At 27.9% G+C, this 13,247-nt stretch carries 10 protein-coding genes; 8 read left to right on the top strand and 2 right to left on the bottom strand.

The genetic code is table 11. The features are described 5' to 3' along the window. Window positions 1-279: 279 nt before the first annotated feature. The 5 genes from yqeC (at window position 280) to HBE96_RS14100 (ending at window position 5,824) form a co-directional block, all read left to right on the top strand. On the top strand, window positions 280-1,014 hold the full coding sequence (gene yqeC / locus HBE96_RS14120) for a selenium cofactor biosynthesis protein YqeC (protein ID WP_169298373.1): 735 nt from the start codon (window positions 280-282) through the stop codon (window positions 1,012-1,014). Between the two features lie 357 nt (window positions 1,015-1,371). Further along, window positions 1,372-1,944 carry a molybdenum cofactor cytidylyltransferase gene (gene mocA, locus HBE96_RS14115; protein ID WP_169298372.1) on the top strand — a complete coding sequence of 191 codons (573 nt, stop codon included), beginning with the start codon at window positions 1,372-1,374 and terminating at the stop codon, window positions 1,942-1,944. Between the two features lie 11 nt (window positions 1,945-1,955). After that, on the top strand, window positions 1,956-2,774 hold the full coding sequence (gene yqeB / locus HBE96_RS14110; protein WP_169298371.1) for a selenium-dependent molybdenum cofactor biosynthesis protein YqeB: 819 nt from the start codon (window positions 1,956-1,958) through the stop codon (window positions 2,772-2,774). A 322-nt stretch (window positions 2,775-3,096) separates the two neighbouring features. Then, complete coding sequence (locus HBE96_RS14105; RefSeq protein WP_169298370.1) at window positions 3,097-4,524, top strand: TldD/PmbA family protein; 1,428 nt, start codon at window positions 3,097-3,099, stop codon at window positions 4,522-4,524. 1 nt (window position 4,525) lies between these two features. Then, complete coding sequence (locus HBE96_RS14100; RefSeq protein WP_169298368.1) at window positions 4,526-5,824, top strand: metallopeptidase TldD-related protein; 1,299 nt, start codon at window positions 4,526-4,528, stop codon at window positions 5,822-5,824. A gap of 148 nt (window positions 5,825-5,972) precedes the next feature. Here the strand turns inward: HBE96_RS14100 and HBE96_RS14095 are convergent, their stop codons facing one another. Together HBE96_RS14095 and HBE96_RS14090 are read right to left on the bottom strand one after the other, a co-directional pair. Next, a complete protein-coding gene (locus HBE96_RS14095; protein WP_169298367.1) occupies window positions 5,973-7,193 on the bottom strand; it encodes a multidrug efflux MFS transporter in 1,221 nt (406 codons plus the stop codon). A gap of 210 nt (window positions 7,194-7,403) precedes the next feature. Then, window positions 7,404-8,648, bottom strand: a complete 1,245-nt coding sequence (locus tag HBE96_RS14090; protein WP_169298366.1) for an MFS transporter — start codon at window positions 8,646-8,648, stop codon at window positions 7,404-7,406. A gap of 424 nt (window positions 8,649-9,072) precedes the next feature. Between HBE96_RS14090 and HBE96_RS14085 the strand changes: the two genes are divergently transcribed. From HBE96_RS14085 to HBE96_RS14075, 3 genes are all read left to right on the top strand, one after another. Further along, complete coding sequence (locus HBE96_RS14085; protein ID WP_169298365.1) at window positions 9,073-9,519, top strand: staygreen family protein; 447 nt, start codon at window positions 9,073-9,075, stop codon at window positions 9,517-9,519. Between the two features lie 431 nt (window positions 9,520-9,950). Continuing rightward, complete coding sequence (locus HBE96_RS14080; RefSeq protein WP_169298364.1) at window positions 9,951-10,880, top strand: polysaccharide deacetylase family protein; 930 nt, start codon at window positions 9,951-9,953, stop codon at window positions 10,878-10,880. A 740-nt stretch (window positions 10,881-11,620) separates the two neighbouring features. Further along, window positions 11,621-12,898 carry a radical SAM/SPASM domain-containing protein gene (locus HBE96_RS14075; RefSeq protein ID WP_169298363.1) on the top strand — a complete coding sequence of 426 codons (1,278 nt, stop codon included), beginning with the start codon at window positions 11,621-11,623 and terminating at the stop codon, window positions 12,896-12,898. The last annotated feature ends 349 nt before the right edge of the window (window positions 12,899-13,247 follow it).

Genomic DNA, 13,247 nt, shown 5'->3' with positions numbered 1-13,247 from the left:
ATACTGCGTCGACAGAGCCCTTAGATAGCTTAAGCTTCTGAGGAACCTGCTTCCTTGTTTTACCAAAAATATATCTTGCATATTGGACTTCTTGTGTTTTAAAGATGCCTAAAGTTATTTTTAGTTAACAGTTGAGAATTAACAGTGAATAGTTATTGAAGTTAGGTTTAACAAATAAAAGGTTTAATCAAAAGGCTTTTGGCAAAAATGTAAAACGTAAAAAATCCAATAACTATTTACTTTTTACTATTAATTCTTAACTATTTATAGAGGTGTTTTATGAATGTAAAGGATTTATTAAATCTAAAAACAGGAGATGTAATATCAATTGTAGGTGCTGGTGGAAAAACCACATTTATGTATTCTTTAGCAGAAGAGCTAAGATATGAAAATAAGGTACTTGTAACTACCACTACAAAGATTTACATGCCGCACAAAAAATATTATGATTTTGCTATTATAGATAAGAATAATTTAAATAAGTATAATTATAAAAAGGATAATGGTATATACTTATATGGCAGTTCTCTAAATGAAGAACAAAAAATAGTTGGATTGAGTACTGAGCTTATAGAAACTCAATTGCCTTATTTTAACTATGTTTTAATAGAAGCAGATGGATCTAAAAGGAAGCCTATTAAAGGATGGAAGGATAATGAACCTGTTATAAGCAAAAAGACTTGTAAAACTATAGGTATTCTAAGTATAGAAGTTTTAGGTAAAAAAATAAATTCTGAAAATGTCCATAGACTAGATGAATTTAAAAGGATAACTAGTTTTAAGGATAATGAATTAATAAATATAGAATGTTTAACATCATTGGTATTTCATCATAAAGGTTTATTTAAAGATGCTGAAGGGGAAAAAGTTTTATTTATAAACAAAGTTGATTCAGAGGCTGAATTTATTATAGCAAAAAAATTGGTAAATAATATTTTAGAAAACAACAATAACTATATAGATAGAATTTTAATTGGAAGCTTAAAAAATAAACAATACCAGTTAATAATTTAATTTTCATATAGTAAGCGTAATCCGACACAATTGCGAGTAACCGAAGAAACGTTAAGCTGTATTACGGCTGATATATGTTGTGCAGGAACACTCGCTTCATTTAAGAAGTTCTAATGCTTGATCTATTAAAAAATAGCTACCTCCTCAAATGTGACGTCCTGTCACTTTCGGAGCTTTTGCCTTCCTGGCAAAAATTACGCTATTTTTCAATATTTCAAGCAAAGAACTTCTAAAATTCGCTCGAATATTCCTGCACGACATATATCAGCCTTCATACAGCTTAACGTTTCTTCTTACTGCAGTGTGTATGTATACTATTATTTATATAAATCAATATGATGTTTAAGGGTGAGAAAAATGATTAGTGCTATTATTATGGCTTCTGGTTTTGGAAGAAGAATGGGAAAAAACAAGCTCTTACTACCTTATAAAAATAAGGCTGTGGTTGAATATATTATAGAAAAGGTAATGGAATGTGATTTTTTAAGTAAAGTGCTTGTGGCTAAGGATGAAGAAGTATTAAAAATAGGAGTAAAAAAAGGAATTAAGGTTATAAAAAATAATAATGCATTTGAAGGACAAAGTGAGTCTATAAAAATAGGAATAGATGCTTCAAAAGAAGCCGATGGATATATGTTTTTTACAGCTGATCAACCTTTACTTGATGTGGAAACTATAGAACTTTTAATAAACACTTTTGAAAATAATAATAATTGTATAGTTCTTCCTGTACATAAAAATAAGAAAGGTAATCCTGTAATATTTCCTAAAAGATTTGTAAATGAACTCAAATTACTTCAAGGTGATACAGGTGGGAAAAGTGTTGTTAATAATCATATTAATGATATAATAACTGTAGATATTAAAAATGAATGTGCTTTGTTTGATATAGATACCTGGCAGGATTATGAGAAAATTACAAATGATTAGAGGATGATTAAATGGATGAAGAAATTATTATAATAAGAGGAGGAGGGGATGTTTCCTCTGGAATAATACAAAAACTGTATAGAAGTGGATTCAAAGTTTTAGTACTTGAGATAGAAAAGCCTACTGCTATTAGAAGAAAAGTCAGCTTTTGCGAAGCTGTATTTAATGGATGTGCAATAGTAGAAGATATAAAAGCTATACTTGTAACAAATATATGTGAAATAAAAAAGGCATGGTCAGATAATATTGTGCCAATTGTTATAGATTCCAAAGGTAAATATATAGAGTTACTGAAGCCTAAAGTTGTTATAGATGCAATACTAGCTAAGAAAAATTTAGGTACAAATATGAATATGGCACCTATGACTATAGGTGTTGGGCCTGGATTTGAAGCAGGAAAAGATGTAAATGTAGTTGTAGAAACTATGAGAGGACATAATTTAGGAAGATTAATATTTAGTGGTTCAGCTATAGAAAATACAGGCCTTCCTGGGGAAATAGCTGGTTACTCAGGGGAAAGAGTAATACATAGTCCAGCTTCTGGTATTATAAGTAATGTAAAAGAAATTTCAGATATAGTTAAGGCTGGAGAAGTTATAGCTTATGTAGGTGAAACAGAGGTTAAAGCTGGTATTGATGGGGTATTAAGAGGAATTATAAAAAATGGAAGTGGAATTTTTAAGGGACTTAAAATAGCAGACATTGATCCAAGAATTGAAGAGAAACAAAATTGTTATACAATTTCTGATAAAGCTAGAAATATTGGAGGAGCGGTGCTAGAAGCGGTATTACATTTGAAAACAGTTGGAACAAAAAGTTTAGAGAAATAACTAAAGTTATATAAAAAGGTTTCTAAACTTTATTTAAAATATAAATGACTTTATTTTATGGATACTATCCGCAATATTTTGAGTCTAAGAATTACTTTATAAAAGGCACTATTTGTTATTTTAAACAGGTAGTGCTATATTTTTGTTACTGATAATGGTAAAATATAGAATGTGGAAAAATTGCAGTTTAAATTAGTATATAAATCAATTTTTAATTAAATTATTGGTATTTAGAAATAAGGCTAAATTGATTAAAAATTAAATGTTGTTTAAAGTAGGTACAAGCTGTAATTTGTAAGCCAAAATAAAGGAGGTTTTTTGCATGAAGGTTAAGATGTCGGATTTTTTAAATAACACAAAGCCAAGTATAAAGAAGCTTATAGAAAATCTTTCTAAAGATTTTAAATGTGTTTCAGTTTTAGGTACTGATGTTTGTGGAAAGTTATATGTAGTTCAAAAAACAGGTATTTCCATTAAGGATTCATTTTGGAGTGAAAGAGGTTTTGTAGTAAAAGTCCATAATGGAATTAACTATTCAGAGTTTTCTTTTAATGAGATAAGTGAAAATAATATTGATAATACAGCAGAAGAAATAAGAAGAAAAGTAAAATCCCAAATTGAGGTATTAAAAAACAAAGTAAATATAAATTCATATGACTTGATAAATGAAGAAAAAATTCAAAAAAGCTTTGTAGGAGAAGTTAAAATACTTCCAGAGGAAACTAGTGATAAAGAAATAATAGAAAAAATGACAGCTATAAAGGATAAGGCTTTTACTTTAAGTAAGCTTTTAATAGATGTAAGAGTGCGTTATCAACGAGCTCATGTATCGAAAATTTTTCTTTCCAATAATAAAGATTTAGCTCAAAGCTATATATGGAGTGAAGGAGCAATATTTAGCATTGTAAGACAGGACAATAAGACTAAATATTCATATAGTCCTCTTTCTGGACTTAAAGCTTCTGAACTTTTAGATGAAATGTCAGAAAAGGTAGATGAAACTGTAGATATTTCTATAAAACTTCTTAATTCGAGCCCAGTTACTCCTGGGGAGTATGATTGTATATGTTCTCCGGATGTTTCAGGAATAATTGCACATGAGGCTTTTGGTCATGGAGTTGAAATGGATATGTTCGTAAAAAATAGAGCTAAAGCAGTGCAGTATATGGATAAGGCAGTAGCATCTAAATTAGTAACTATGCATGATGGAGCTGCATCAGCTTCTGATGTTTCATCATATTTGTTTGATGATGAAGGAGTGTTAGGTACAGATACTATTGTTATAGATAAAGGAATACTTAAAAAAGGAATTTCGGATACGCTTTCAGCTTTAAAGCTAGGAACTAAGCCAACAGGAAATGGTAAAAGAGAGTCTTTTGAAAGAAAGGCATATTCAAGAATGACCAATACTTATTTTTCAGCTGGGACTGATAAACTAGAAGATATGATAGCTTCAATAGAGTTTGGATATTTATTAGATGCTCCAACCAGTGGAATGGAGGATCCTAAGAATTGGGGAATACAATGCATGGTAAATTATGGCCTTGAAATAAAAAACGGAAAGCTTACAGGAAACATTGTATCACCAGTAGTTTTAACAGGTTATGTACCTGATCTTTTAAAATCTATATCTATGGTTTCAGGTAAAGTAGAACTTTGTGGTTCAGGTGCGTGTGGTAAAGGACATAAGGAATATGTAAAAGTATCCTGTGGAGGTCCATATATTAAAGCGAAAGTGAGGTTAGGATAAAATGATAAATAGAATAAAAAATATATTAAAAGCCTCTAATATTAATGAATATAAGATAACTGAAACAAAAGTAAATTCAGAAGAGTTATTTTTTATAAAAAAGAACTTAGATATGAATAGAAGCAAAGATGTTCATAATTTCAATGTTATAGTTTATAAAGATTTTGAAGAAAATAATGAAAAATATAAAGGTTCTTCTATGGTAAGTATTCATCCTACTATGAGTGATAAAGAAATTAAAAAAGCTATAGAAGATGCGGCTTTTGCTGCTAACTTTGCTAAAAGTCAGTATTATGAAATTCCCCAAAAATTCACAAAAGAAGTTGAAAAAATTAAGGAAAGTAAGTTTAAAGATAAGTCTTTTTCCTATTGGATGGAGAAATTAGCACAAAAGCTTTATGAAGCTGATAATAAGGAAAAGGGGAATATAAATTCTGCTGAATTCTTCTTAGAAAAGGTATATAAAAGAGTTGTAAATTCAAAGGGATTAGATGTTAATTTTGAAAATTATAAAGGAAATATTGAATTTGTAACTAACTGGAGAGAAGAAGAGGAAATAGAGTTATATAAATCCATGGACTTTTCAGATTTTGATGAAAAGCAGATTGTAAACTCTGTAAATGAAATGTTATTTGCTTCAGAACAAAGAGCGCTAGCAAAGGACATGCCGAAGTCAGGAAAACATAAAGTTATATTTACAGGGGCAGCTGTTAAAGAACTACTTTCATATTATGTTTATCAGGCAAGTGTAGAAGCAGTTTATAACAATATGTCAAAGGCTAAATTAGATGAAAATATACAAGGAAATGATGCAAAAGGAGATTTATTAAATATAACTTTAGATCCTACTTTAGAAAATTCATCTTTTTCTGCACCTTTTGATGAGGATGGTCTGCCTTTATCAAAAGTTAAAATATTTGATAAAGGGGTACTTAAAAAGTATCATGGAGATTTTAGAAATAGTTTCTATTTAGGAGTAGAACCTACGGGGACTATTCATAATTTCATAGTAGATGGTGGAAGTAAAGCTTACGAAGACATGAAAAAAGAACCTCATATAGAGCTTGCTGAGTTTTCTGATTTTCAAATTGATGAACTTACAGGTGATTTTGGAGGAGAAATAAGATTGGGATGGTATTTTGATGGCATAAAAACTATTCCTATAACTGGAGGTTCTGTATCTGGTAATATAAAAGAATTCCATAATAGTATGTATTTTTCAAAGGAAATTGAAAAGGATAATGAATTTCAAGGACCAAAGGCTTTAGAAATGTTTGATGTATTTATTGCTGGAAAATAGCTTGCTTTGAAAATTTAATGTAGAAAATTTTATTTAATTTGAATGTAATTTTCAATTTAAAAAGCTATGAAAATAGGTGCAGCACCTTTATTTCATAGCTTTTATTTTTGCATAGATCAGTGGTTATTTAAAAAATTAAAACTGCTTTTTAAACCATATGTCCTTTTAATAAAGTAGTAGTTTTTGAATTTAATTTTTTACATATTTTTTCATAAACCAGTAAAGCATTTAAAAGAAGTAATGTGCTGGTAATAAAAAATACATACTTTATACCAAAGTGTGAAGCTAGCTGTCCACCAAGTAAAGAACCAGAAAAGGTACCTAAATAAAATGCGCTCATATTAAAGCCAAACATTCTTCCAGTAAGGGCTTCAGGTGTTATTTTTTTTACAAGTGTATTAATTGATGGCGCTAGTCCTGCTGTTACAAAACCTAATGAAAACCTTAATATTATTAACTGCCAGGAGTTTTTTACAAAAGCTTGAGGTATAAATATTAAGCCAGCTATAATAAGTGATGCAAACATAACCTTTTGAGGTCCAATTTTATCTGATAGTTTTCCAAGTCTTGGAGCTGCAATAATGCTGGCAAGACCAGAAGCAGAAAATGCCATTCCAGAAATTAAGGCAACATGGGATGAGTTTCTAGATAACTGAGATATATATACTGTCATTATAGGTTCTATGGAAAAAAACGCAAGCTGCAAAATAAAAGAAGTAGCAAATAAAACAATAATTAAGTGACAATCGGGTAATTCTTTCCAAAACTCTTTTGTACTGAGTACTTTTTTATTAGATTTTACAAAGTCTTCTTTTACAAATAGTAAAGTTAGAATAAAAGCAATTAACATAAGAACACCAGTAAAGAAAAAAGTAAATTGCAGCCCTAAAAATTCATCAAGATATCCTCCAATAAGCGGCCCAAGTAGTGAACCGGAAATAGAAGCTGTGGACAATGTACCTAATGCCCAGCCAGAATGTTCCTTTTCAGTTTGAGTTGCAATTAATGTCATACAAGCAGTGCTGTAACCTGCTACAACTCCTTGAAGCATTCTTAGACCAATAAGTTGATATACATTTTGTGCAAGTCCCATAGTTGAAATTACAATACACATTCCAATACTTGCACGTAAAAGCATAGGTTTTCTACCCACCTTATCAGCGGCATATCCCCAAATTGGTGAAAATATTGCTAAAACTATAAAGGTAATTCCAAAAGCTAATCCAGATATTTGTTCAATAGTAGATATATTATGAACACCAAGCTGCTTAATATAAAGTGGCATTATTGGTGCTATTTGGCTTAGACCTAAAGCGGTTACAAATGTTCCAAACCAACATACAATTAGATTTCTTTTCCAAGTTTTCAATGGTGTCGTCCTTCTTTCGCAATTAATATTTTAATTATAACTTTAAGAAATATAAAAATAAAGATTATATATTAAAAGTTGATAATTACAATCGAATCTTCATTTAACATTATAAATAAAGAGATTTATTAAGGAAAGTGGCAAAAAGTTATGAAATTAGGGTATTAATCACGCATTTCATAACGTTTGGTATACATATCACTGCATAATTTAAGTTTTTATATTATTTTCCAGTGTATTTATATTGTTAATATTTATTATGTGAGACATTACAATTGAAAGTATAAAAATTAAAATTGAACTAGATATGATTACGTGTCTTATACCAATATAAGTTGACAGAACTCCAATTAAAAACATAAAAATAATTGTTAGTATGCTTTGAAAAAATGAAATGCTGCTGGTTATCCTACTCAATATTGAAATTGGAATGTTTTCTTGCAAAGATGTCGTATAACCTGTACTACATAGAGATTGAAAAAATCCTACCATAAGAAAACCTGTGCCTGCGATAATAAGAGAGTTGGAAAATGAATACATAATAAATCCAAGGGCGCTAAAAATACTACCAAATTTTAAAAGGTTTTTATTTGATATTTTATTGCCAAGAATGGTAAGTAAACTACATCCTAACACATAACCTGCCCCTGCCATGGCAAATAATATGCTGTATTCTGAAGAATTTAATTTTAGAATTTTTGTGGCAAAAACAACCTCCTGGGAATCAAGTGATGCACTTATAACGATTATAATTATATATAAGAAATTAAGTATAGCAAATTTAGAATTTTTATATATCATAAAATCATAAGTGTTTTTCCAGTCTGCTGCTAAAGATTTTGCTATATTCGGTGACTTATTTGCTAGATTATTGTTTTTTATTTTGTATGTCGGCATTAAGCTTAAAAGTATTGCAGCTGCAAAAAATGACATAGAGTTTACTATAATTGCTGTGGATACAGTTGAAAACTTGAGAATTATTCCAGCAGCAGCAGGTCCTATTACAGCTGATCCACAATTCAACATTCCCTGAATAGAATTAAGCCTTGTTCGTTTATTTGGTGGAATACTTTCTGTGAAATAAGGAAATGATGCAGAATTATATATTGAACTTCCTATGTTTAGAAAAAATATTAACAAATAAATAATTGCTAAATTTTTTACATATACCATGAAAATTAATAATATACCACTAAATACATTAATTAATATCATAAATATTTTTTTATTAGATTTATCTAGTACACTTCCAGACCAAAATTTTGTTAATATTGATGCAGCATACGGAATTACCCATATACTTGATACTAGAATTGGAGAATTAGTATTTTTCAAAATATATATATTAATGCATATTAAATATATATAATCTCCTAATGAAGATAATCCTTTGCTTAATAATATTATTAAAACTTTAAAATGCCAATTTTCTCTTATTTTAGGTATATGTATCATTTTATATTCTCCCTAATATGTTTCAGTAAGATCTAATGCAGTAATTTATGTTTATTGTAATTGCTATAATATTTAAACGTAAGAAATCCACGCTATTTTATGTTTTAACTTATATCATAAAATTAGTATATATATGTACTACTAAAATAATTATTTATCATAGTAAACCTCTTTCTTAATAAAAAGATAGTGCAAAGTTTAAGCTACTTATCTTTATTATTTTTACTAATTAAGTGATATGAAAAACAATTAATTCAAATTAAGAACAGATATGGTATAATAATACAATAGTTTATTAAATCATGCAATAATAAATATGGATAATGAAATTCATAATAACACATTAAGTTTGGATATCTATAATCACAATTAAATATTTATTTAATATTATAAATAAAGAGATTTATTAAGGGGAAGGGTAAAGATGAAAAAATTAAACACAGAGAAGCTTTCTGTTCAGTTTAAAGATGGAGCTACCATGGTAAATCCCATTATACCTAGAAGATATACTTTAACTCATTCAGATACAACAGCAGAACTTTTCTTAGTAATAGGGTTAACTTATGCTTACGAAAACATAACAGAACAGAGAGATGAAGTGCTTGGAGAATGGAAAATTGTAAATAATCAATGTGTTTTAAATATTTTTTGTCATGTTGGCGGTGAAAATAATAAAGATAAAGCAGCTATAAGATATAAAATTTTTGTGAGAGAATTACCATTAGCACTAGAAGCAATTTGTTATGGAGATAGAAAGTTTTTGCAAGCATATCCAGCATTAAAAAACGCACCAATAATAGTTAAATTTGAATCTATTTATAAACAATATAATCGTGTAGAATATTGGGGGATGCCTAAGGATTACTTATAATTGAATTATATTAAGAACAAGCTTTAACTGTTAAAAGATATATTAGTTGAAAAAGTAGAGATGAAAGAGAGAATTTGTAACAGAAAAAGCTTGTTTTTTATGATGCCATATATAACATTCATTATATTTTTTAAAGATTTGATTTTAAAAAAGTATGCTTGAATTTAAGAATGTGAATTTTGTATCAACTTAAAAAATATATCAGCCTAAAAAATGTTTCAAAAAAATCTAAATAATATTTATTTTAAAAGTTATTTTTTGGAAAAAGGTTGTAAGTTTCTGCTATAATGATTGTAATATATTTATTTTAATAATGTTTTTAAAAAAGAAGTTATTATAGTAACAGTTGTATCAAACAAAAGGTAGCAGGAATAATATTGTGAGCTTTATTGTTATATTTTGATTTGTAATATATATTTGGAGGGATAAAGGTGATTAAGAAGAACTTAGCCTTAAGTATAGTTCTAGCATTAATATTTTCAGGATGTGGAACAATGAATGAAAATACATCAAAAAATACAGATAATAATAAAGAAACTGCTTTGAATAATAAAAATACATATAATAATTCTATTAATAAGAGTTCCACAGATACAAAAAAGGTAGCTGATACACTTAAATCTAAAGAAAAACCGTTTACTCCTTTGGTCTTATCAGATACTTCATCGCTTAGTACTAAACCTATACCATGGTCATGGCTATATTCAGCAAGAGATAATGCAACATTACTATCAAAATATAAAGGCTATGGTTTTGGAGATACTTCAAAAAAAATTATTTATCTTACCTTTGATGAAGGTTATGAAAATGGCTATACTGCTAGTATTTTAGATACTCTAAAGGCAAATAATGTACATGCAGCTTTCTTTGTAACGAAACCATTTGTAACCTCTAATTTTAAGGGAGTTCCGAATACTACTTTATTAAAAAGAATGAAAAGTGAAGGGCACATAATAGGTAACCACTCTGTACACCATAAGTCTATGCCTAAATTTAAAAATGAAAATGCTTTTGATGCTGAAATTACTGGAGTAGAGAATGCAGTAAATAGCATTCCTGGTTGTAAGATGTCAAAATATTTTAGACCACCAGAAGGCACTTTTAGTGAGTTGTCACTTTATTACACTCAAAAACTTAGTTATAAATCTATATTTTTTACTTTTGCATACCAGGATTACAATGCAGATAAACAGCCTAATAGTGAGATCGCTAAAGCTACTATTTTGAAAAATACTCGCAGTGGAATGATTTGCTTACTTCATGCTATGTCTAAAACTAATGCCACTATTTTAGATAGCTTAATTAAGGATTGGAAGAGTAAAGGCTATGAATTTAAAACTTTAGATGATCTTCCAAATTAATAGGTTTTAGTAAGAGAACCATTAGTTAAATTGTATGAAGAAATATATATTTTATGTTTATTAGAGTTACTAATGATCTTAAAGAAGGATACTATAAAGATAAAACTAGATTATATCTACATATCAATTGTGAATAAAAATTCTGGCATAAAGGTGAAATAACAAATTAAATTAAGTTGAATTGGTTGGCTGTATTATACTATTTTGGAAACAATCAGGTGTTTGCCTTATGATTTTAAAGCTAATTTCTAAAGAAGTTAAATAGAGGCATATACAAGGTAGTGTAGCAGAACTAGGAGTATATAAAGGTGGATTTGCTTATATGAATTTAAAAATTCGGAAGAAAATGAATTTAGTGTTTTTTATATTTTTGTTGTAAAAAATATTGTTTGAATATATAAAGAAATTTTAATAAATAATATTGAACATCAATGGGAAATAATGTATAATTAGTACATGATTGGAAAAAACAGTCCAATCGGATAAAAATATTACAAATTATAACTGCAATTTAATTTGCAAATTTTGTATGTAGAAAGGAGAATGAAAATGAAAGTATATGGAAAAGGTAAAAAAACAAAGGTTAACTATATTCCAACATATATATGGACTCAAGGAACTGATTGTTAATATTGTAACTTATAATGTTTGATTTTTTCTAATAAATATTGAAAGCACCACAGCATGCATAATGTTTTGGTGTTTTCATATTTTAAAATAACTATGAAAGAAGGTATTTAATGTTAACTTTAAATGATAACGATATTGCTTTTTCAAAATATGCTCAATTTATAAAAGAAAAAAATACAGTAATTATAATCAATGGCTATTCCGGTGTTTGGGGGGCAGTGGATAGAGACATGTTCGATAAGATAAATTACTGTATTGTTAATAGATTTTCTCCACTACAATACATAAATAGTTTAGACAGCCAGTGTGATAAACAGCAGTTGAGTGAAATTTTTCAAGTTTTAATTGAAGAAAAGATGTTAAAAAATTCAAGTGAGGAAGAATTAAAAATAGATATTAAAAATATTAAAGATGTTGAATTTAAACTAACTAATAGATGCAATTTAAAATGTTTGCATTGTGCAGCTTCGGCAGATATAAACAATGAAGATTTATTGGGCACTGAAGAAATAATAAAAATTTTAAATAAGATTTCTAAAATGAATGTAGATACTTTACTTTTGACCGGCGGAGAACCTTTAATAAGAAAAGATATAGAACAAATACTTTTACATATAAATAAAAATTTTAAAGGAAAAGTTAATTTAATAACAAATGGTACATTAATAAATAAAGAAATGGCTGCTATATTAAAAAAATGTATAGGCGCTATTTCTATCAGCATAGATGGTTATGATGAAAAATCTACTGAATATGTAAGAGGTAAGGGCGTTTATAAAAAAATAGTACAAGCAGTACATTATCTAAAAGAAGTTGGGTTTACAAAAGATACTATAGATCTTAGTATGACATGCACATATCAAAATATAGAACACAAGGATAATTTTTATAACTTGTGTAAAAAGTTAGATGTAACCGGAAGTGTTAGAAAGTTGTCTCCATTAGGAAGAGGCTTAAAAAACTATAAAGATATTGGAACAAGAGATTATCTAGCATTAAATGGCATTAACAGTGAAGATATAGAGACAATTAGGGAAAGCTTGGAATGTAAAATATTTTGTAGAGCGGGAATCGAAAAATTCATGATTAATGAATTTGGAGATATGTATCCATGCCTTATTTTAGAAAGTGAAGAATATAAGTTTGGAAATATAATAAAGGAAGACCCTAACTATATATTTGCTTCTAAAAAATATTATGAATTTATTAAAAATAAATTACAAAGAAGCATTGTTGATGATGTAGATAAATGCAAAGATTGTAATGTAAGATATTTTTGCATGGATAGATGTTTAGGACAAAATATTGGATACTATAGCAATAAGGAAATTTGTGAATACAGGTGCAATCAAGTGTATCCATATTTAAATAAGGTTTTGTGGGATTAGAATTAATACATTTAAGAAAAAGTTTATTTTACATTAATTAATATTATAAAAATGAATAATTTTGTATTAAAGTAGATTAAAATGCAGGTTTGAAAAACATTTTCTAAGAATTAAGAAATGGTCAGTAAATTCCCAAAATAGATTATATTAAATTGAAAAGTTGTTTTTATTGAATTTGGATTAGATCAACTAATTGAGATATGCTGTACAATATACTATTTAGATTTTAAAGTTATTTAATTAAAATTAATAAAAATGAACTATGTAGAATATCTGCAATTATATTTGTGGATATTTATTTTTTATTAAGTAGTTATAAAACAATTTAAAAAATTAGAATAAAAAATGA

Origin of the sequence: Clostridium muellerianum, assembly GCF_012926525.1 — a bacterium.
In the GTDB taxonomy this organism is placed as follows: Bacteria; Bacillota; Clostridia; order Clostridiales; family Clostridiaceae; genus Clostridium_AM; species Clostridium_AM muellerianum.
This window is presented reverse-complemented; position numbering and strand designations above follow the sequence as displayed.

What these genes read in the sequence shown, in the direction of transcription:
- yqeC (WP_169298373.1), top strand. Translation starts at nt 280, where the DNA reads ATGAATGTAAAGGATTTATTAAATCTAAAAACAGGAGATGTAATATCA.
- mocA (WP_169298372.1), top strand. Translation starts at nt 1,372, where the DNA reads ATGATTAGTGCTATTATTATGGCTTCTGGTTTTGGAAGAAGAATGGGA.
- yqeB (WP_169298371.1), top strand. Translation starts at nt 1,956, where the DNA reads ATGGATGAAGAAATTATTATAATAAGAGGAGGAGGGGATGTTTCCTCT.
- HBE96_RS14105 (WP_169298370.1), top strand. Translation starts at nt 3,097, where the DNA reads ATGAAGGTTAAGATGTCGGATTTTTTAAATAACACAAAGCCAAGTATA.
- HBE96_RS14100 (WP_169298368.1), top strand. Translation starts at nt 4,526, where the DNA reads ATGATAAATAGAATAAAAAATATATTAAAAGCCTCTAATATTAATGAA.
- HBE96_RS14090 (WP_169298366.1), bottom strand. Translation starts at nt 8,648, where the DNA reads ATGATACATATACCTAAAATAAGAGAAAATTGGCATTTTAAAGTTTTA.
- HBE96_RS14085 (WP_169298365.1), top strand. Translation starts at nt 9,073, where the DNA reads ATGAAAAAATTAAACACAGAGAAGCTTTCTGTTCAGTTTAAAGATGGA.
- HBE96_RS14075 (WP_169298363.1), top strand. Translation starts at nt 11,621, where the DNA reads ATGTTAACTTTAAATGATAACGATATTGCTTTTTCAAAATATGCTCAA.